Origin of the sequence: Methanosarcina sp. A14 (assembly GCF_001729375.1) — an archaeon.
Taxonomy (GTDB): domain Archaea; phylum Halobacteriota; class Methanosarcinia; order Methanosarcinales; family Methanosarcinaceae; genus Methanosarcina; species Methanosarcina barkeri.
The window spans coordinates 1-21,705 of the sequence record NZ_LZPK01000102.1 but is presented as its reverse complement, the minus strand read 5'-3'; the positions used below and the strand labels follow the sequence as shown (position 1 = coordinate 21,705).

Annotated in this window: 17 protein-coding genes; 7 read left to right on the top strand and 10 right to left on the bottom strand. The window is 38.5% G+C overall.

Going from position 1 to position 21,705, the window contains the following annotated elements; genetic code table 11:
* The 4 genes from A9239_RS05645 to A9239_RS05630 all read left to right on the top strand — a co-directional run.
* Positions 1 to 188: winged helix-turn-helix transcriptional regulator (locus A9239_RS05645; RefSeq protein ID WP_141706380.1), on the top strand; the 188-nt coding region annotated here is incomplete at its 5' end.
* A 251-nt stretch (positions 189 to 439) separates the two neighbouring features.
* A complete protein-coding gene (locus A9239_RS05640; protein ID WP_048155970.1) occupies positions 440 to 1,783 on the top strand; it encodes a restriction endonuclease in 1,344 nt (447 codons plus the stop codon).
* A gap of 198 nt (positions 1,784 to 1,981) precedes the next feature.
* Entirely contained in the window at positions 1,982 to 2,317 is a 336-nt protein-coding gene (locus A9239_RS05635; protein ID WP_052712896.1) for a restriction endonuclease subunit S, read from the top strand.
* Positions 2,318 to 3,206: 889 nt separating this feature from the next.
* A complete protein-coding gene (locus tag A9239_RS05630; protein ID WP_048123421.1) occupies positions 3,207 to 3,665 on the top strand; it encodes an Hsp20/alpha crystallin family protein in 459 nt (152 codons plus the stop codon).
* Positions 3,666 to 4,294: 629 nt separating this feature from the next.
* Here the strand turns inward: A9239_RS05630 and A9239_RS05625 are convergent.
* Together A9239_RS05625 and A9239_RS05615 are read right to left on the bottom strand one after the other, a co-directional pair.
* Positions 4,295 to 4,888, bottom strand: coding sequence for a TIGR00296 family protein (locus tag A9239_RS05625; RefSeq protein WP_048121053.1), 594 nt, complete (start codon positions 4,886 to 4,888; stop codon positions 4,295 to 4,297).
* Positions 4,889 to 5,362: 474 nt separating this feature from the next.
* Positions 5,363 to 6,601, bottom strand: a complete 1,239-nt coding sequence (locus A9239_RS05615) for a phosphoglycerate kinase (RefSeq protein WP_048121056.1) — start codon at positions 6,599 to 6,601, stop codon at positions 5,363 to 5,365.
* 301 nt (positions 6,602 to 6,902) lie between these two features.
* Between A9239_RS05615 and A9239_RS05610 the strand changes: the two genes are divergently transcribed.
* The 3 genes from A9239_RS05610 to A9239_RS05600 all read left to right on the top strand — a co-directional run bounded on the left by A9239_RS05610 (position 6,903) and on the right by A9239_RS05600 (position 8,645).
* The gene (locus tag A9239_RS05610; RefSeq protein ID WP_048121058.1) at positions 6,903 to 7,448 is read left to right on the top strand and encodes a uracil-DNA glycosylase; all 546 of its coding nucleotides are present in this window, start codon (positions 6,903 to 6,905) and stop codon (positions 7,446 to 7,448) included.
* 504 nt (positions 7,449 to 7,952) lie between these two features.
* Positions 7,953 to 8,249 carry an Hsp20/alpha crystallin family protein gene (locus A9239_RS05605; protein ID WP_048121060.1) on the top strand — a complete coding sequence of 99 codons (297 nt, stop codon included), beginning with the start codon at positions 7,953 to 7,955 and terminating at the stop codon, positions 8,247 to 8,249.
* A gap of 201 nt (positions 8,250 to 8,450) precedes the next feature.
* A complete protein-coding gene (locus A9239_RS05600) occupies positions 8,451 to 8,645 on the top strand; it encodes a ferredoxin family protein (RefSeq protein ID WP_048121064.1) in 195 nt (64 codons plus the stop codon).
* Between the two features lie 182 nt (positions 8,646 to 8,827).
* Here the strand turns inward: A9239_RS05600 and A9239_RS05595 are convergent, their stop codons facing one another.
* From A9239_RS05595 to A9239_RS05560, 8 genes are all read right to left on the bottom strand, one after another.
* The gene (locus A9239_RS05595; protein ID WP_048121069.1) at positions 8,828 to 10,540 is read right to left on the bottom strand and encodes a PD40 domain-containing protein; all 1,713 of its coding nucleotides are present in this window, start codon (positions 10,538 to 10,540) and stop codon (positions 8,828 to 8,830) included.
* Positions 10,541 to 10,909: 369 nt separating this feature from the next.
* Positions 10,910 to 12,253 carry a beta-propeller fold lactonase family protein gene (locus A9239_RS05590; RefSeq protein ID WP_080941569.1) on the bottom strand — a complete coding sequence of 448 codons (1,344 nt, stop codon included), beginning with the start codon at positions 12,251 to 12,253 and terminating at the stop codon, positions 10,910 to 10,912.
* 522 nt (positions 12,254 to 12,775) lie between these two features.
* On the bottom strand, positions 12,776 to 14,629 hold the full coding sequence (locus A9239_RS05585; protein WP_052712898.1) for an S-layer protein domain-containing protein: 1,854 nt from the start codon (positions 14,627 to 14,629) through the stop codon (positions 12,776 to 12,778).
* A gap of 426 nt (positions 14,630 to 15,055) precedes the next feature.
* Positions 15,056 to 17,233 carry an S-layer protein domain-containing protein gene (locus A9239_RS05580; protein WP_230628893.1) on the bottom strand — a complete coding sequence of 726 codons (2,178 nt, stop codon included), beginning with the start codon at positions 17,231 to 17,233 and terminating at the stop codon, positions 15,056 to 15,058.
* An 83-nt stretch (positions 17,234 to 17,316) separates the two neighbouring features.
* Entirely contained in the window at positions 17,317 to 18,792 is a 1,476-nt protein-coding gene (locus A9239_RS05575) for a HEAT repeat domain-containing protein (RefSeq protein WP_048155975.1), read from the bottom strand.
* Positions 18,776 to 19,645: a hypothetical protein gene (locus A9239_RS05570; RefSeq protein ID WP_048121072.1), complete on the bottom strand. Its 870-nt coding sequence runs from the start codon at positions 19,643 to 19,645 to the stop codon at positions 18,776 to 18,778. The genes A9239_RS05575 and A9239_RS05570 overlap by 17 nt, the downstream gene beginning before the upstream one ends.
* On the bottom strand, positions 19,642 to 20,250 hold the full coding sequence (locus tag A9239_RS05565) for a MarR family transcriptional regulator (protein ID WP_048121074.1): 609 nt from the start codon (positions 20,248 to 20,250) through the stop codon (positions 19,642 to 19,644). Before A9239_RS05565 ends, A9239_RS05570 begins: the two co-directional genes overlap by 4 nt.
* A 481-nt stretch (positions 20,251 to 20,731) precedes the next feature.
* On the bottom strand, positions 20,732 to 21,361 hold the full coding sequence (locus tag A9239_RS05560) for an acetate--CoA ligase family protein (RefSeq protein WP_230669176.1): 630 nt from the start codon (positions 21,359 to 21,361) through the stop codon (positions 20,732 to 20,734).
* Positions 21,362 to 21,705: the final 344 nt, after the last annotated feature.

The window sequence follows — 21,705 nt, the reverse complement described above, 5'->3', positions numbered from 1 at the left end:
AGAAAACTAGGGAGAAAATCATTTTCCTGATTAAAGAAAATCCTTCTATAACTACAAAAGAACTGACCGAAAAATTGGATATTACTGACAAAGGCGTCGAATGGCAAATTAAAAACTTGAAGGATGAGAAAATTCTCAAAAGGGTAGGCCCTACTAAAGGCGGCCACTGGGAAATTCTTGAGAAATGAAATTCTGACCCGTACAACCGTATTACCTTATTGGGTCGTTCTTGTCACGCTCGACGAAGGAGAGCGGCCTTTCCGATAATATCATAAAAGAAGAAACAGCAGAACTAAACGCCAGCCTGCTAGATACGAAATGCAAAAGGTCTTTACAAGTTGATTAAATTTGTAACATAAGATATTTATTTATAATTTATATTGAACTTGTGTACCCCTATTGACAGAGAGCCTTACTAAATATAGTCTAAGATGAGAGAATGAATCAAGAACTTATACTTAAGAATATAAATGGTTTTGAATTTGAAGAACTTGTAGCAGATATCTTTAGGAAGAAGGGATTTAAAAACGTAGTAGTCACACCACGTACAAACGACGGTGGAAAAGATATCATAATGGATGAAGTTTCTCCTTCTGGAGAAATTATTAAAGCTGTAGTGGAGTGTAAGCATCATAAAACTGGGATAGGAAGACCTGTAGTTCAAAAATTACATTCTGCTGTATCTACCTTAGAATACTCTGGCAAGAAAAAAGGGTATATTGTATCTTCCAGTACTTTTACTGATACTGCTGTTGATTATGTAGAAAAAGTAAACAAACAATCAAACAATTTGGTATTAGAACTAATTGATGGTAAGAAATTAAAAGAAATTGCATGTGATTTAGGTGTAAATTTAAAAAATGGTGTTATAGAAGCAATCAGTAATAAAAGCGTATCTTATTCTTCAGAATCATTTATTAAAACAAACACTTTAGAGTCTAACTTTAACAATGTTAATAATATAAACAAAGATCAAGTTTCAGTTGAAGGTTTAAAAACCACATTTCATCCAATTTATTACATCAATTATAATATAGATTCTCAATGTGCCACCTCTGTAGGAGTTATACATGAAGAATCAGGAAACGAACAGTTAATAATTGATGGTAGAACCGGCAATGAATTGAAAAACGAACTTGAGAATTTTCTTTTAAATGATATAAACAATGAAAAAGAAATTACAAATGGCAGTTGTTTACAAGATAAATTAGATTTTCAAAAAAATGAAAATGAGTTGAAAAATCAAGCAATTTCAGAAATCATTAATTCACGCACAAAAAACGTTACTTATAAAGGAAAAAATAATGTTACTTACAACAAAAAATGTACTCCAAGACCCAAAGATATTACTATCCATGACTGTAGATCATTGTATTATCCTGAATGGACTTTAAACATCAAAGCTAAACAAAAAAACTATATTGTATCATTTTTAGAATCGGCTGGAGACTTTATTACATTAAGAAACGATACAAAAGTTTGTCAAATCTGCAATCATAAAATTGAGAAAAATAGATGGTATTGCACATATTGTGGGTCTATCATTTGTAAAAAACACCTTAAAGTAACAAGACTTAAAAAAGCAAGGATTTGCACCAATTGCTCGATAACTAAAAGTTTTTTTGGCGCTAAAAAATATTTTGAGTCAAATGAGGAACTCGAAACTTTCAATAATTACTATGCATCGTTGCCTCTGTATAAAAAAATGTGGGAAAATACTTACCTTGTATTTGCTATTGTATTCATAATTATAATTGGACTTTATTTTTTGTTTTTGAATTAACAAAAATTTTTAAAAATTAAACTTATTTAATAATAGAGCTCATCCAAAACCGATTTATTTTCAAATTAAAAGGTATCACAGTCAATTCATTCCCGGTAACACTATCTTAGGATCAGCTCAACAAAAATAATATGGAGAAGAGCAATTGGCCTCTGAAACAAAATTCAAAGAAACCGAGATTGGGATGATTCCTGAAGAGTGGAAAGTCAAAGAGAGTTAGGAGAAATTTCAGTCAATCTTGACAATAAAAGAGTGCCTTTATCAGCAAAAGAAAGAGAAAAAATGAAGGGAATTTATCCTTATTACGGTGCTCAAGGAATCATAGATCACATAAATGATTATATTTTTGATGGAACTTACTTGCTTGTAGCGGAAGACGATGAAAATCTAAAATCTCACAAGGAAAAAATAGCAACTATTGCAAAAGGAAAATTTTGGGTAAATAACCATGCTCACATAATATCTAATAACGAAAAAAACGATTTGAAATTCTTGTATTATTTCATTAACACAGTTATGTATCAAAGTACCTAACCGGTTCAGTTCAGCCAAAGTTAAATCAAAATAATCTTAATAGAATTCTCATAGTTGAGGATATGCAGCTAATCAAAAATTTAGTGTCACGTGCGGCTGGAATCAATGAATTCCTTGAATAAAGGATTTTAATCTCATTTTTTCTTTTGTGCCTATTTCTGTGACTATTATTATAATGATATTCTTTTTGTAATTTCACGGAATGACCGCTCTCCTTCGTCGAGCGTGACAAGACACATTAAAGACGGCTAAAATAGAGATTTTCTGGTGAAAATTGTCACCTAGTTAGATTTCAATATACATTGAACTAAGAAATTTTCCAGTCACTTTTGCTTTAGAATATTTTTTGTTTTGCTTTAGAATCATTTTTGCCCGAAAATTTTGCAATTTTTCCTGAAATATTCCTGATTTTATAACTATTAAAACCGGAATATGCGAAAATTATAAATACTAAGATTACTATCTATAGGGTAGTAACTTGAGAACAATACTACCCTTACAGAACAATTAAACAAGGACTGTAAGCGCCTACCCCTCAGTTACATAATAGATATCTGCGAACAGACCGAAGGCGAACATGTAACACCTTCAAAAAACAGACTTGTTCCTACCTCCTAAAGAAATGTGAGAGTCTTGAACTCTCATCATCGTGCCTGTAAAAAACGGGTGAGATAAAAACGGACCTCCGCCGTTATTTCTTTCCCGCCATCCAGGCTGTTCTCCGGAGAGATGGATAATAACTGTGTTGGACTAATTTACAGATCAAAAACTGTGAAGAAAAATAAAACCCAGGAAAACTGAAAGAAAAGCAATCCTGAAATCGGGAAAGTCTGAAATTGGGAAAGCTTGCGATCAAGGAAGCCTGGAATTGAGTAACGAGGAATCTGCAATGAAATTTCCAATGAAAAGAACAGACCGTGACATGTATAGCTGGGACCCATTTGATGAGATCAGAAGAATGCAGAACTATATGGAACATATGTTCAGGACTTTTCCTGCACTGGAAAGCCGGTTCGGAAACGAAGCCTTCTCTCCACTAACTGATGTAATGGAAGAAGACGATAAGGTAGTTGTGACAACCGACCTTCCCGGGGTTGACAGGGAAGATGTTGAACTCAATCTAAAGGATAATGTTCTGGTAATCAGTGCAGGGAAAGGAAATGAAGAAGAAGCTGAAAAAGAAGGTTACCTCAGAAAAGAACGGTCTTTCATGCGCTATTACCGCGAGATTCCTCTTCCCGACGGCGTAAATGAAGAAGGAGCAACTGCGCAGCTCAAAAACGGCGTCTTAACTGTCACTCTACCGAAAACAAAACCTGTAACTGGAAAGAAAATCGAGATTGAATAAACCAGCACTCAGGATAAAAATACTCAAACAACGTATCACAATACCGATACCACAATCTACCACAATCCGAATAAGTTGAATTTCAACTTGATTTCAGCCTAAAACTCTCAATCTCTATAAATCACATGCGGACAGACTCAGGAATAAGACTCTGAAAGCCTGCAGGCTGCCCGCAATAAAACGGAAATTCGATATATTGTTTATTTACCTCCTATATTTACCCCCTATATTTACCTCCTATATTTACCTCCTATATTTACCTCCTATATTTACCCCCTATATTTACCCCCTATTTATTAATTGTCTGATTATTTGCTCCCTATTTACTAATTGTTTGATTATTTACTTCCTATTTATTAATTTTCTGAGTATTTACTTCCTATTTATTAATTTTCTGAGTATTTACTTCCTATTTACTAATTTTCTGGTTATTTACTTCCTATTTACTAATTTTCTAATTATTTGCTTCCTGTATATTCTTTCCCAAAAAATTTAATTGCACTATTCATGTTTTAGTTTCGGAACATATTATTTTCGGACTCATAAAGCTCTGAAAACCTGTGTAAGAATTATTCTAAAACGTTTTAAGAAATCAAGAAAGCCGCAAGAGTCCTCATTCACCTGAAGGATTATTCCCCAATGACCTCGCCACATGGTTCTTTTTCCTTGAAAATCTGCCCTTCAAAACAGGAGACTTCGGCTCCTTTGAGCCAAGCGTCAGGCAAAAGGCCGGCTTTCAGGCAGGTATGGCTCAGAAACTCGATAGAATCCATATTATACTCAGGGGCGACCTGAGGAAGCAAAAGTCCCTGACAGTAGCCCTGCTTTACAATAAGTCCATGCTTTCCGATTTCTATGTGCTCAGGAAGCTCTTCTGCAGGAGCATTAATCTTTTCAGGCTGGGTAAGAATTGTTACCTCAACAACTATCTTATCAAGCTCATCTTCTCTCACCGGAGGAAAACGTGGGTCCCGAGTTGCCGCAGAAATTGCAGAATCCATAATTGCGTCCTCAAGTTTCGAATCAGGGAACGGATGTCCTATACAGCCCCTCAGAAGTCCGCTTTCAGTAAGTGTGACAAAAACCCCCCTTTTCTCTCCGAAAACCGGCGAAAACTCAAAATCCAGTTCCTGAGATTCCGGAAGCCTTTCTTCCGAGAGGAACAATTCGATTGATTTCCTTGCAAGTTTGACTGCAGCCCTACCCTCAACGTCTGTAAGCATATTTGAACCAACACCTCAATTTTAATTGAATTTTTGCCTGTAACTCTCTTAATAAATATTCCACCATTACCAATACTACCTGCAAATATTACCAGCATTACCAGTACTAGCTGCAAATACCAGCTATACATTTACCTAAGTTATTAGTATGATAATACTTACGTGGAAGCTAGTATAACATTATGTTCATCGAAGATGGTAAAAGTATATTTTCGGAACTTCACTTTAAAGAAGCCGGAAGATGAAAAGAACTGTTTTAAAAAAGAAAAGCCAGAAAGTCTGGCAGAAGGAAATTTCTAGAAGGAAATTTCTAGAAGGGAACTCAAAGAAGAGAACTCAAAGAAGAGAACTCAAAGAAGAGAACTCAAAGAAGAAAACTCAAAGAAAGGAATTCCAAGAAAGGAATTCCAAGAAAGGAACTCCCAATAGAAAGCTTATTTTCACAGATGTCAGAACTTGCAGGAAACAGAAGGATTAGATTTTCTTAGCTTCCTCATATCTCTTAGCTGCAGCCTTCAGAGCCTCTACACCAGGCAGCTTTACTCCTGAGAGATAATCAATTAATGCCCCGCCACCTGTACTGATGTGAGAGAAACGGTGTGCAAGCCCGAGATGCTCGACTTCTGCCGAAATATGTCCACCGCCAATAATTGAAAACTCGGACTTAGTAGCAGCTTTTATAATCTCGTGCGTTCCAAGAGCAAACTCAGTAACTTCGGAAATCCCTGCAGGGCCGTTTAAGATAACAGTTTTTGCACTTGCGATTTCACTGGTAAAGTCCACAATGGTCTCAAGCCCGATATCGTTTATAGGAAGAGAATTAGAATTAAGTTCCGATACAGGCAATTCGACCCGCTTCTTATTATCGTTTAAAGCCACGTCCCTGGGAAGGCCAACTTTATCTTTGAATTTCGCAAGTATACCTTTTGCTTTTTCGATCTGGTCTTCGTAACCCTGGGATTTGATGAAGTCCATATTCACTTTCCCAATATCTATACCGGATGCCGCAAGTGCCACATTTGCTACTACTCCGGTCAGGAGTACCCGGTCAGCTCCTCCATTTGAAAGCACATTTTCAGCCACATGAAGTGAATCATCAACTTTTGCCCCTCCGAGCACAAAAATAGTTGGTCGCTCCCCTCCTTTGATCCCTCGATCCAGAGATGTGAGCTCCTTTTCCATGACCCTTCCGGCTCCGGTCGGAAGAACTTCTGTAAATCCGACTACGGAAAGTTGAGACCTGTGAGATACAGCAAAAGCGTCATTAAGAAAGATATCCACAAAAGGTGCCAGTTTTTTAACCGGATAGGTTTTTGCCTGTTCTGCTGGAGTTCTTTCGATGCTTTCTTCGGAATAGAACCTTACATTTTCAAGCAGGATGACATCTCCGTTTTCCATAGAAGCAATTCTGGTCTTTGCGTAAGTTCCGAAGATATCATCTACATAAAGAACCTGCTTTCCCAGATATTTGGACATCAAATTAGCATGAGGCTTCATTGTAGTAAAGTCTTTTTTTCCGGGCCTGCTCTGGTGTGCAAGCAAAACAACTTTTGCATCCTCAAGATCCTTCAAGGTGGCAATATGGCTTCGGATCCGCATATCATCCAGAATATTACCCTGTGGATCCATAGGGGAGTTTAGGTCAACCCTTACAAGAATTGTCTTTCCGCGTGTGTCAAAATCATCGATTGTAAGAAAGTCTCTAGAAGTCATACCTCAGCGCACCTTTGTGAATGAGATTTTTATATATATTAGAAAATAAAATTTAACAGCAAATTTTAGAGAATTTTTTTATTATTGAATAATGGTTATGTTTGTCATGGAATTTTTTCCATAAATAAGTTTGTTTGTGTGCAGGTCTCATGAAATGGATTACAAATTTTATATAAAAGCCAGAATTAAAAACTGGCCACAATTTAATAATATATTGGATTACAGAAAAAAATATTAAAGGAGGTAGAAGGCGACGACATATGAAAAGGATAACCGTAGAGATTTTGAAGAAAGAATAAGAATGATGGTGGAAGCCGGATACGAAACTGTTGCAAAGGAGATAATTAAATGCACCCGATGCCCCCTCCATAAAAGTGCAATCAAAAGAGTCATAGGAAAAGGGTCATGTAATCCGAAAGTTTTCTTCATAGGAGAAGCCCCCGGAAAAAGCGAAAATGAAACCGGGATTCCTTTCTATGGCAGGGCAGGAAAAAAACTGGATAAAATGATCGAGTACATGGGGCTTTCCGAAGAAGACTGGATGGTAACAAATACTGTCAAATGCCATCCACCCGAAAACCGAAGACCCAGTACAAACGAGATAGAGTGCTGTAAGCCCTTCCTGCTTTCTCAGATAATCCTACTTAACCCGAAAATCATAATTCTTCTTGGCAATACAGCTGAGAAGTCCTTTTGCCCCGGAAAAAAACTCGAATGGGGAGTCCCTGTGGAACACGAAGGAAGAACAATCCTGAAACTTTACCATCCCGCAGCCCTGATTTATACCTCCTCAAAAAAAGAGGTCCAGCGTGCTTTCATTGACAAAAACCGTGAGCTATGGAGCTGAACATTCCGGTTAACGTCCAAAACCTTGCAAAAAGAGTAGAAAAAACATACTAGCTCGAAAATTGTCAATTAAGAGATATTTACTTCAAAAATCCTGCAATAAAGCTTTTCTACGTCTTTTTTATCCTTCAAAAATTAGAATAACACTCTGAAAAACACAGTCTGAAACGATCTGTGAATCGATATATCGATTCACAAATTATAAATATCGAGATTTTTACTCTAGTAATGGGGTTTGTGCGGCGGTTAGAAACAAGGATTTGAATAAAAAATCGGCATCTAATATCGTAAATTTAAGATTCTGATATCCAGTATCATAGCATTTAAGATTCAAATTTTGTGCCGTAACATCTAATATTCAAATATCTGATGTCAAAGCATCTATATTCCAGAATGAGATTCTGAATACAGATGCCTTAACGCCTTACACTAAACTCCCCGAGATATGAACAAAGTTAGTTTTTTTATGTAGTTTGCCGGAGAAAAAAAATTTGGGAGGGGTAGTATGGCTATGGTGAAAATGTCTCCTGATGTAGTTTCGTGTTCTGATGACAAGGGAAACCTTGAAATCCAGATCAATCTGCCTGGAGTAAAGAAAGAGAATATCGAATTAAAGATGGTTGAAGAAGGCTTTTTCGTAAGAGCGAAAAGAGAAGAGACCGGGGTCGAATATGCCGGGACTTATGCATTCTGCTGCGGGGTTGTTCCTCAAAAAGCAGTTGCTAGATATTGCGATGGAAAACTATTTGTCGTAGTGCCTTACAGGGAAACTTCAGAGACTGTAGACATTGAAATTCAGTAAAGAAATTGTAAACTTGAAATTCAATAAAAGAGACCGTAGACATTGAAATTCAATAAAAGAGACCGTAGACATTGAAATACAGTAAAGAAATTGTAAACTTGAAATTCAGTAAAAGGGCGAAATAACAAAATCGTTATTGATATTAGTATTCGCGCTGCAAATTGAACTTTTAATATGGAAAGAATACGGTGGAGGGAAAAAATGCACCCAGTAATCGACTATAAAAAGTGTACCGGAGCTCTTGCCTGCTACGAAGTTTGCCCCGCAGACGTTTTTGATATAGAGGAAATTGAGAGAGTGAAAAAGGCAGTTGTAGCCCGCCCGGAAAATTGCATCGAGTGCAACCAGTGTGTGGAAGCCTGCCCTGAAGATGCCATCGAACTTGTTGAAGATTAAGCTGAGTAATTTAAGCTGAGTAATCTCCTGAGAATCCTCATAGGTGATACCGGAAAAAGTTATTTTTTTGCACAGGTTCAAATCTGTTATAAGATCCCTATTTATCTATACTCCAGGAACCGACACCTCTTGTCAGTTCATCCAAGTACAGGCAAAAAATGTAAGAAGAAAAAGCAAGTAGATTACTTGCTTTTTTCCTCATTCTCAGTAACCTGTGAGGTATTTATAGAGCTGGATTTATTGCTCTGGACATTATCAACAGTGCCGGACTCTTCACTCTCTATAATTTCCTTCACAGGCATATTTTTCCAGATAGAAGAAGAGTTCGTCGCATTAAATTCTACAAGAGAACTTTCTTTATACTCCCAGTCACTCTCTGAAGAAAATATAATAGACCTTATAGTAAGCCGTTCTCCATTGGGACTCCACTCTCTTAAGATGTCATGTCTACCTTTTATTGTAGGCGTTATCTGAGTAAGGTTAGAACCATCAGAGTTGACAACAAATAAAGGAGCTGCAATGTTCTTACATTTTGAAGGGCCCGGCTCATTTTCAATTATCTTTCCGGTATCAGGGTAAAGGGCAGATGTGAACACTATAAGATCTCCAGACGGGCTTATCGAAAATTTTTTAGCTTCGTCGAGAGGGTCACAGAATAAATCCCAGAAATAAGAGGATGTAAGTCCGAAACTGGTTATGAAGGTCAGGTTAGTTCCATCGACATTGATTGAATATAGTTTATTTTTACCTTCAACGAATAATATTTTCTTTCCATCAGGAACCCATTGAGGTTCGCTGGCATTACCCTTATACAAAAGAGACTTTTTATTTTCGTTTCCCTCTACGAGATAGAGATTACCATTTTGATTTACCAGAAGACATGAACCGTTTGGCTGCCAGTATTCTTTTGTCAAGATACGTTGTTCGGTACCATCGTAATAGGAAATTTTTCCTTTCAATTCCGAACCGTCAGTGTTAGATATATAGGTCTGCAAATCGAAGCTTCCTGGCAGTCCAGAAACCAGGAGTATTTTTTTCCTGTCAGGACTGAGTGAAAAAGCACAGTATTTTTCATCATTATCTTCCGGCTGGAAAGTCTGAATTAAATCCCCACTCTCGTTGATAAGATCTACAGATCCTTCATCTGTAGTAATGAAGATTTTGTCAGAATCATACCAGACAGGCTGTGGATATGTAGCTGAAGAAAGTTCACGGGCATTTGTACCATTTCTGCTTGCAGTATACACTTTAGTAGAATGGTTTTCTGGGTTTTCCCATTCAAACGTGATTTTACTGGAATCAGGACTCCATTTAAGCTTTCTCTGAAAACCAATATTCCCAATGTTTTCTAATATGCTTGAAAGGTCCGTGTAGTTGGTGCCTATACATTTTAAATTCGTACCATCGGGATTGCAAATAACAAAACAATAGCCAGTGTTTGTTCGTTCAACCTTTGAAACTCCAAAATAGATCTTGTCCCCAGATGGAGACCACTCTGCCCCGGGTATGGAATAACTGTTAAACTCTTTTACTCCATAATCGATTTCACCCAATGTACGGGATTTCGTGTCTAAGAGATAGTGCCTGTGAATACTATGTGAAAGAGAAATCGATTTGGAAGAGGTTATCAGCAGGTATTGTCCATCAGGGCTCCATGATGCATAACTTACTGAGAATCCTTCTTCTTTAGGAAGAATTTCTTCAAACTGCATAACTTTAAGCTGTGTATTGTTAAGCTGTGTATTGTTAAGCTGTGTATTGTTAAGCTGTGTATTGTTAAACTGTGTATTGTTAAGCTGTGTAACATTAGAATTTTGATCTTCTGATACCGGGCTTGTGAATGCTATACCTGTAGAAAGTAATAATAACATCGTAATTAATATACTTTTTAACATTTAGAATCCCATCCAAGCTTGTTTATTTATAAATAACTTTGTTACAAAAATTACTTGATGTTGTCTGATTATGCATTTCTTCTGAAAATTAATGGAATAAATTTTCAAATGTATCAATCACTTCCATTTATACTCGAATCATGTCGAAAGATTCCTCTAAGCAGGCTTTCAGCTAGAAAAATTTTCTAAAAAGTTTTGGTTCAATTTCCGAAAGTTGGAAGCACGATATAGCAAATGACCCGATTTTATAAGTATAAAAATATTTTTTAAGTTTAATTTAAGAATGATTGAAAAGCAAGAGAGAAAAGTCAAATCCTCCTTGCTTAGAATTGCTGGGTTAAATCAAGATGTATCAACATAATCGCGTCATTAATTCTTCTTTTTAACAAATGCAACTGCCCCTAATACTGCTACAAGTACCCAAATAGAGTTTAGAAAAGGAATTGATGCTTGAGTAGGGACAGATTCTCTTTTCTGCTTATCCGCTGTTCCTCCATTTGCTGTCATCCTGGTATCATTTGTCTGGTTTTCGGTTTGATATACAGGGTTTAAGAAAGAAGTACCATTTAATCCAATAGTAGAACTGGATTTTATTACCGGACCAATCCCCACAGCAGTAGGGGATCTTCCTACGGGCACCGTAGTATTAACTTTGTTTGTGGCTGTGTCAATTATAGAAGTAGTGTTGCTCCCATAGTTCACTACATAAACCTCATTTCCATCTGGGGTGACTGCAACTTCGTAAGGGTAATTTCCTACACTTACTCTGGCTATAACCTCGTTTTTGGTTGTGTCAATAACATCAACAGCACCTGTATGTGAAGTTGCATCAATATTACCTTTACCTGAATATCCACCAGGTATATCTATCGCTACGTATGCTCTCGTTCCATTAGGACTGACTGCAATTTCATGTGGCAAGTTTCCCACATTTACTGTGGCTTTAACATTATTTGTTGCCGTGTCAATTACAGAAACAGTACCTTTGTAGTAAGGATAACTATTGGAGTTAACAACATACACCTTTGTTCCATCCGGACTGACTGCAATTCCATGTGGATTTTTTTCCACATTTACTGTCGCTGTAACATTGTTTGTTGCTGTGTCAATTACAGAAACATTACCCTGGTAGTCAGGAGGAATGCCGGAGGTCACAGCATATACCTTTTTTCCGTCCGGAGACACTGCAATTTTGTAAGGCAAGTTTCCTACTTTTACTGTGGCTGTAACATTGTTTGTTGCCGTGTCAATTACAGAGATAGTGTTGCTTGCAGTGTTCGCAACATACACCTTTGTTCCATCTGGACTGACTGCAACCCCCCAGGGATAGCTTCCTACGTATACTGTGTCTATTACCTGATTTTTGACTGCGTCAATTACAGAGACACTGTTGCTCATACAGTTTGTCACATATACTCTTGTTCCGTCCGGACTGACTGCAGCTCCTGAGGGCTCGATTCCCACATTCACCGTAGCTGTAACAGTATCTGTAGCAGTGTCAATTACAGAAACACTGTTACTCTCTAAGTTTGCAATATATGCGAATGGTGATGCACCTGCGACACTCACCAGTGTTAAAACCGTAAGTGCCGCTATTTCAAAAGCTTTTAAGATGTTACATCCCCTGCGTGCTTTATTAGATATTTCAATAGATGAGGATGAAAACGAAAAAGTGGAAATCGGTATCATTGATATAACTTTACTTTTCATCATTTTCCCCGCTCAGCGTTTGTCTAACGATAGTGATGTGACTTAACATTAACAATTAATTTCTGCAGTTTAATGAATATACATATCTTCTTCTGCTATAACCTGAGTTCCACTTTTATAAACGCATAAACTTCTCATGATATCGAATTATGCTAATTTTTAAGCAAATAAACTTCAGGCTCTAACTTTAGAATCAAATCATCTGACTATTAGACTTATGAAATTCGATTGAGATCTTGAAACTTGGGAACTCAGGATGTAACTCTTTATGATGTTTTTCAGTGTATCGATTCCAAAACACCTTCACGGACTTGAAATTTTAAATTTATTCATTAACAATGAATTTTTTCAATGATGGACTAGTTCTGGAATCAATACATTAATTCGTCTTTAAGGTGGGTAATGTTTGTTTTTTAAGGTGGGTAATGTTTGTTTTTTAAGATGGGTAATGTTTGTTTTTAGGGTGGGTAATGTTTGTTTTTTAAGGTGGGTAATGTTTGTTTTTAGGGTGGGTGGTGCAGGTAGTTAGCTATTTGAGATTTTTCTGAAAACAAGGCTTCCTAGGTTAGATTTATTTACTCCACTAACGATTTTTTCAAGTGTGAATCCTCCGATTTTATCCCCAATTTTGAGGGTTCTGACATTTGAATAGTCAATCAGCCAGATCCCGTCAATCTGGACAACACTGTTGTTTCCACTTTGATAGACGTTACTAACATGGACTTTCAGGACAGGAACATTGTCTTCACCTTGAATTTTGTCAAGGTAGCAAGTCCAATTCTCACCAGTTGAAAGGATAGTATCATCTACATATTTTCCATTTTTATAGAATTCAAGCCAAACCTTCTTACCGGCAACGTCAACCTGCTTGGCCTTGATACTGTAGTCCTGGCCGAGACCAAGTTTACTGCCGGCCTTCAGGGTGAATTTGTCACCGCTGTCAAGAACGAGCCTAGCAAGCTTGTCAACATGACATTTCCAGATTGGATCGCAATCGACAAACAGTGGAACATTCTTATCTCCAAGCAAATTGATTAAGGGGTATTGCTCATTAGACCAGCTATTACACTCATAACTGGTACTGACAACATTACAGTTTACAGGAGATTCCGTAGCATTTTTGAAAATAAGGCTTCCAAGGTTAGACGAATTTGTTCCATTGATGATTTGCTGAAGTGTGAGTCCTCCGATTTCATCTCCAATGTTAAGAGTTCTGGCATTTGCATAATCAATCAGCCAGATCCCGTCGATAAAAACGATGCAGTTTTCCACACCTACGAATAACTGTTTGACGTGGACTTTCATGACAACAATATTATTTTCACCCTGAACGTTGTCAAGAGTAACAGTCCATGTCTTGTTTTCATCACTAGTATTAACGGAGAGATTTTGATCTGCTATGTGTTGTCCGTCTTTAGTGAATTCTAGCCAGACTTTCTCACTATCAATATCGATCTGTCTGACTTTGAGAGCGTAACCATTTCCAAAGTCAAATTTTTCGCCGTTTTTGAGAGTGTAAGTCTCATTACTATCAACCATTAATCTGGCAAGCTTGTCAACATGTGATTGCCAGATTGAATCATTATTGGCTAGCAAGGGAACATTCGTCTCCCCAAACAAATCAATTACTGGGTATCGTTCATTAGACCAACTACTGCATTTATAGCTGGTACTGACAACATTACAACTTACAGGAGATTTCGTAGCATTTTTGAAAATAAGGCTTCCCAGATTAGACGAATTTGTTCCATTGATGATTTGCTGAAGTGTGAATCCTCCGATTTCATCTCCAATGTTAAGAGTTCTGGCATTTGCATAGTCAATTAGCCAGATACCTTCAATCTGAACGATATTGTCTACTGCCCCCGCAAATAGCTGATTGACATAAATTTTCATGACAACAATATTGTTTTCACCCTGAATATTGTCAAGGGCAACAGTCCATGTCTTGTTGCTATCAGTATTAACCGAGACAATTTGATCAGCAATATATTTCCCATTCCTGGTAAATTCAAGCCAAACCTTCATTCCATCAATGTCAATCTGCTTGACTTCAAGAGCATATCCCTGACCAAGGTCGAGCTTTTCGCCCTCTTTGAGGGTATAAGTTTCGTTACTGTCAAGAATCAACCTGGTAAGCTTGTTAATATGTGCATTCCAGATATTACAGTGGTTAGCAAGCAATGGAACATTTTTCTCCCCAAATAAATCAATTACTGGATATTGTTCGTTAGACCAACTACTGCATTTATAATGGGTGCTGACAACATTACAAATAGTATCTTTACTGCAATTATTGTCTGTTGCACCTCCGGTGTTTAGTGTTATTGAAATTAATAGAGTAAGAGCAACCAGTGCAATTACTTTATATTTTTTCATTTTACTGTTCCTCCTTGTTCCTGCTACTTGCAGGTCATTAAGCCGTCCTCTGGACTTTAATTCGTCCAGGGTGAATTAACTATACTCAGTTTTTTAGTAGTTTATTGGATCTTCAAAATCTAGCATAGTTTCCACTAATCGTTGACCGTTATCGATCAAAAACTAGGAAAACAATATAATGTCTTTCGACAAGACCCAAATTTTATTGCTAGACCAATAAAAACATGAAGTAAAGAAATTGGGCTCTGTAGAAATTTTCATGGAGCAGTCTTAATATACCTGTGACTGAGATATGGACTGAATTTTCGATAATTTAAGGCGATCCGTTTCTGTCTATTTAAAGAGGATTTCTACAAAGCTGGAAATTGTCTGTGGATTTTTCATTAGAACGTGGCATTTGATGCTTTTGTAGAACTGAGTTATTCTTCATTGAAATTTGCTTGTGATAAAATTCAAGAAGTCCAAATGCCATGGAGTGGATAGGCCTGTATTCTTGTTAGTGGATACACCCGTTTCCTCTTTGGAGATAAGTGAAGAAGAATCAGCAGCTTGAGTTTTCTTGAAAGCAAGACTTCCCAGGTTAGATGAGTTTGTCCCGCTAACTATTTTTTCAAGCGTGGATTCCCCGATTTCATCCCCGATTTTAAGAGTTCTGGCATTTGCATAATCAATTAGCCAGATCCCGTCAATCTGAACAATACTGTCTTTCCCGTCCTGATAGACTTTGCTAACATAGACTTTCAGGACAGGAATATTGTCTTCGCCTTGAATATCGTCACGTAAACAAGTCCAATAATGCTCATTGGGCTCAGTTAAAATGATATCGTCATCTACATATTTTCCATCTTTATCGAATTCAATCAAAGCCCTATCTCCATCAACGTCGATTTGCTTGATCTGGAGACTGTAGCCCTGGCCGAGATCGAGTTTTTCACCGGTCTTCAGGAGATGTTTCTTATCGCTATCAAGAACGAGTTTAGCAAGCTTATCAACATGACATTGCCAGATTGGGTTATTATGAGGCTCCCATGCTGAGCCGTAACTGGCAAGCAACGGGATATACTTATCTCCAAATAGATTGATTGATGGGTACTGATTAGACCAGCTGTCACATTTATAATTAGTACCAACAACATTACAACTTATAGAAGATCCTGTAGCATTTTTAAAAACAAGGCTCCCCTGGTTAGAGATATTCTCTCCGCTGATTATTTCTTCAAGTGTAAATTCTCCTATTTTATCTCCGATTTTAAGGGTTCTGACATTTAAATAGTCAGTGAGCCAGATTCCGTCAATCACGACATCACTATATTGAAGGATATTATTTTCTACAAATCCGCCTACGTTGCCAATATGAACTCTCATGACAATAACATCATTTTCGCCCGGAATATTATTGTCAAGAGTAACATTCCATGTTGTATTCTTGTCATTATCGATTGTAACTATTCGATCATCAATATATTTTCCGTCCTTTGTGAACTCGAGCCATGCTTGCTTATTGGGTATACTTATCTGCTTGGCTTCGAGAGCGTAGCCCTGACCGAGATCGAGTTTTTCACCGTCTTTGAGAACGTGACGTTCATTACTGTCAAGAATCAACTTGGAAAGCTTGTTAACATGTGCATCCCAGATACTTCCATTAGTGGTAAACAGCGGAACATATTTATCGCCAAATAAGTCGATTACTGGATACTGTTCATTAGATACCCATTTATAACTGGTACTAACAACATTACAAACATCGGTTATATTGCTTACATTGTCTGCTGTATTTGCTATGTCTTCTGTACTTGCAATATCTGCTGTATTTGCTATGTCTTCTGTACTTGCAGTGTCTGCTGTGTTTGCAGTGTCTACTGCTACATTAGACCAGCCGTCGCATTTATAATTGGTACCGACAACATTACAAACTAATGAAGATCCCGTAGTATTTTCAAAAACAAGACTTCCCATGCTAGAAGTATTTACTCCGCTGACGATTTTCTCAAGAGTGAATTCTCCTATTTTATCTCCTACCTTGAGAGTCGTGGCATTTGTATAGTCAGTCAACCAGATGCCGTCGATCCAAACGACTCTGGTTTCCGCACCCACAAATATATTCTTAATATGAACTTTCATGACAACGATGTTATTTTCACCCTGAACATTGTCAAGGGTAACAGTCCATGTCCTATTGCCTTCATTACTGGCTGAGACTATTTGGTCAGTAATATATTTTCCATCCTTACTGAACTCAAACCATAGTTCCTCATTGTTAATATTAATCTGTTTGGCTTCAAGAGCGTATCCATTGCTGAGATCGAGTTTTTCACCGTCTTTGAGGGTGTAAGTCTCATTATTGTCAAGAATCAACTTGGCAAGTTTGTTAACATGTATATTCCCAATACTTCCATTAGTGGTAAACAGCGGAACATATTTATCTCCAAATAAATCGATTACCGGATATTGTTCGTTAGACCAACTCTCGCTTTTATAATCGGCGCCGGCTACATCATAAACATTGGTTATACTGCTTGTATTGTCTGCTGCATTTGCAGTGTCTGCTGATACTGCAAGTAAGAGAGTGAGAGTAACCAGTAAAACTGCTGTATGTTTCTTCATTTTATTGTTTCCTCCATATTCCTAACGATTCCACTTCAAAACTTATTCCATTCATTCCATATTTTCACAATCCAAATATATTATTAATAAAAAGAGGAGGCATTCACTGTTCCACCTCCCTTAAGTATCATCAATCCTTTCTCTGCAGAATTCCTTACGTATTTATACTCGTCTTTATCGGTGCCGATCCGGCTCAAACAGTTGATGGCTTCTGGTCCTCCCAGTATCCCAAGAGCTTGAACTTCCGAGATTCTGACATCCGACTCTCTTTCGGTCTCAAGGGCCTTAATGATAGGCTCAACAGCCTTCCTATCGCCAAGTGATCCAAGAGATGTTGCCGCACTTTTTCTTACTCCCAAATTTTCGTCCCCAAGCAAGGGAATAAGAGGATCGACCGCCCGGGTGTCCCCGACTTCCCTAAGAGAATAAACAATTTCCATTCTTATATGCCAGTTTTCATTTCCAAGAGCGGCAATAAGAGCGTCTGCAGCCTCAGGATTTTTATATCTCGCCAGGGAATAGATAGCAGTCTCGCAGAGAGAAGAATTATTAGACTGAATGAGCTCTGCAAGGAGTGGTATCGCTTTTTTGCTCTCAATACGTCCAAGAGAACCAGCAGCAGCTGCCTGTACCTTGACGTTGCTATCTTCAAGAGAATGAATTAGGGGCTGCTCGGTCTGGGCAATTTCCTCAGACTCATTAAAATGACCCAAAGCGTAAGCAGCTCCTATGCGCACTTCTGGAACCTGGTCATTCAGCATCCGAACCAGAATAGGAACAGCAGCAGGGTCCTGAATATTCTCATATACAGCTACGGCGTTAGTCCGGGTTGTAGGATTTTTGCTGCCCAGCAGTTTAATGAGTTTTCCGAACACATATTCCCCTTTAATACGACCAAGACTGGAAGCTGCAGAACTCCCAACTTCTTTATCAGCTAATAGATCCAGGAGGGTATCAACTGCCCGCGGATCTCCAGTATCTCCAAGAGCAAATACAGCCTCAGAGCGTATATTCGAATTGCCATCATAGCTTATACTAGCATCATCGCGTTTCAGAACCTCACAAAGAGGTTCAGTAGCCCTGGGATCTTTCAACATTCCAAGTGCAATTACCGTATAGCGAACGACCTCTCCGTTTTCGTCCTTCAAAAGCTCAATAAGGGGCTCAACAGCTTCAGTGGCTTGAAGTTCGCCAAGTGAAAAAGCTGCATTCATACGAACTTCCGGAACCGGGTCCTTCAGAGCTGTTATTAGCGAATTTGTAGCCTTTTTGTCACCTATTATTCCAAGATCCTGAGCAGCAAGGCTTCGAACCTGTGGATTATCGTCTTTTAAAGCTTTTATAAGAGGGTCTACTGCAGGTTCCCCGATCGCCCAAAGTTCATTAGCTGAACCCGAACTGACTCTTTCGTCCTCATCTCCGAGACCCTGAATTAGTGTATTCACCCGGGCCTCTACCGGATCCTTCTCAAAACAGCCAGCACAGATTCCGAAAAGCAAAAACATAAGAACCAAAAGTTTTGCGCTCTTGAAACTGAAAAGCTCATATCTTTTTATCATATGCTTCACCTGCCTCTTCCTGAGCCGGAATATGCAATTCGGCAGATGTTACCTGATCCTGCCATCGAGATGTTACATTCAGCAGGAAGCGATCCCCGTTTTCCCCGACAATCACATTCGGGATAGGCTTATATAAATCTCCTGAGGGTTTACCGTGCGCAATTTCCACAATTGCATATGGATAACCCGGCCAGGCTCTGAGGGCACTTTTATCCTGTCCTCCCACGGAATAAAACTCGGAAGACGTAAACACAATTTTTCCTGTTCTTTCGTTTGTTACTGTTAAGTTAGTACTCACTTTGTCTGCAGAGCTCAGCCCGTAATTTAGGAGATAGCCATAAACCCTGTAAACATCAGAAGTGTTTATGTGCTCCATTTCATCCTCCAGTTTCAAGTGTAGTTCGGGAAGCGGGATATTTACAAGATAAGTGTCTTCATCCAGAAGTCTGCCATTCTGAACAACCCTAACCTTTACAGGGTATTCCCCTGGAAGCTTATATCCAAGCCATACACTGACCGAGTTATTTCCATGAACAAGTTTTATCGGCTTCTGAAGAGAAACTGATCCTTCATCCCATGGATTTGTAGAATTATCGGAAATTATCAGCCTTGATGTTGAGTAGCTCGTCCCATTTTCGTCCACAAAAGCATTTTCAATCTCAAGCCACACATCCACGGACTTTAAACCGTTATTTTGAAGCGTTATGTTCAGCTTTCCAGGGTCACCGGCCCCAAAAGGAGAAGCATGCATATCAACTATTTTTACATCGGCCCCATTTCCATAGTACCATGACCCTCCCAGAATCAGGACCAGTAAAACAACTGAAATCGAAATAAGAGCACTTTTCTTCATTTCATTTCACCCCTCATCCCGACGTTATCCTTAAGCTCATCAGCTATCGAAATGCAATTTGTAAGCCCGTACTTTTTCTTTGTTATTATGCCTCTCCTTTCCAGGTTCATGAGAACTCGAGAAACTTTGGCCTTGGAAAAGTCGAGAGAATTTACGAGTTCATTCTGGAGAATTCTTCCTCCTTTTGCTACAATCAGTTCAATGGCTTTCCTTTCATCTCCTTCAAGGGCTCGCAAAAGGACATCTGTGGGGTCGATGTTATCCCTGGGCAGGGTTTCCTCAACAGGGTCATTTTCATGCGAAACCTCAAAAATCTTCTCTGGATCTTTCTCTGTGATAACATTGAGAGCAACTACCTGTGCTTCCTTTCCGGTTATCGAAAGCTCAGAGCCTTGAACCCCCATGGACCGCAAAACCTGAGCCAGCGCCAGACCTCCAAAAAACCCGGAAAAAAGGAGAATATACGCCTCTTTTACAGTATACACGTACGGGATATCCACAACCTTGAACGTATCTCCTTCAAGCTGGATTACCACTGGTGAATCCTCAAGTAGGAGATTAATAGCTACAGTGCTCGAAATAAGCAGGATACCCACAGCCAGCATGAGTCTTTTCCGTTCCTGGGTCGTCTCACCACCTCATTTATTACTCCTAGTATGTAAGAAACAAATGTTATAATTTGAGTATGACCAGACCTGAAACGTCTCAGAATTTTGCAACCACTGCCAACTGATGACGAAAACAGCTTTTCCTAAATTTTTGGAAAAAACTTGAAAAATGGACTGCAAGACTTTTAAAAAAACTACTTGACCGCAAGACTTTTAAAAAAAGGCTTGACCGAAAACCCTGGCAATGTTTGAATTTGAGGAACTTATTCCCAACCCTATCGGCGTGATCAACAGGCTCAACGGTTGTGGCACAACCCTTTTAAAAAAAGGCTTGACCGAAAAACCAAGCAACTAAATGGTCGGCGTGATCACAATCATTTTCAAAAAAGGCTTGACCGAAAAACCAAGCAACGAACTGGTCGGCATGATCAACAGGCACAACGGTTGAGGATCAACGATTGTGCTTGAAGCAAAAAAATCACATGTCCCTCTTCAGTATCAACCTCAAATCCACAGCAAGTACGCCTTTTCCCTTTTCAAAAACCATCATGGGGTTTATCTCGAATTCTTCTATCTCCGGAAAATCGCAAACAAGCCTCGAAACCCTGAGAATTGTGTATACAAGCGCGTCAATATCAGAAGGTTTTTCCCACCGGACTCCAGCAAGTAATGGATAGGTTTTGATTCCTGCAATCATTTCTCTGGCTTCTCTTTCGTCAACAGGAGCTATCGCAAACTGGATATCTTTGAGAATTTCTACATAAGTTCCACCAAGCCCGAACATCAGCATAGGCCCAAATGTGGGATCATGAACCATCCCAAGAATTACCTCTTTGCCACCCGAGAGCATGGGCTGAAGCTGTACGCCTTCAAGGTATGCATCCGGCAGTTTCTTTTTGATACCGTCCATCATGTCCTGATAAGCAGCTTTTACCTCAGCAGCATTTTGAAGGGAGAGTTTGATTCCTCCAATATCGTATTTATGAGATATCTGTGGAGAAACGACCTTCATTACAAGAGGATAACCTATCTCTTCTGCTGCGATTATAGCTTCTTCTGCAGTTTTTGCAAACTTGGTCTTTACTACAGGAATGCCATAAGCTTTCAGAATACAAACAGCTTCAAGGCCCAGTATGTGCCGGTTCTTTGCTCTGGCAGCTTCAAAAACCCTTGGCTGCCAATACCCTATCTGGTATGGGTGCGCGAGGGATAATATCCACCTGCTTCATAATAATATGATAGCTTAAGAACAGTTATTCTTTAAGGGTATTCATTTTTTGACAATAGAAACTCCAATTCTCGAAGACTAAAAGTTATTTTTCAAAAAGCAGAAAAAAGCAGAAAAACAAAAATGGTAGAAATTGAATTCATAACATCAAACTATTAACAGCAAATATCTTAATAGAAACTCGTAACAGCAAAATTCGTAACAGTAAAACTCGTAACAGCAAA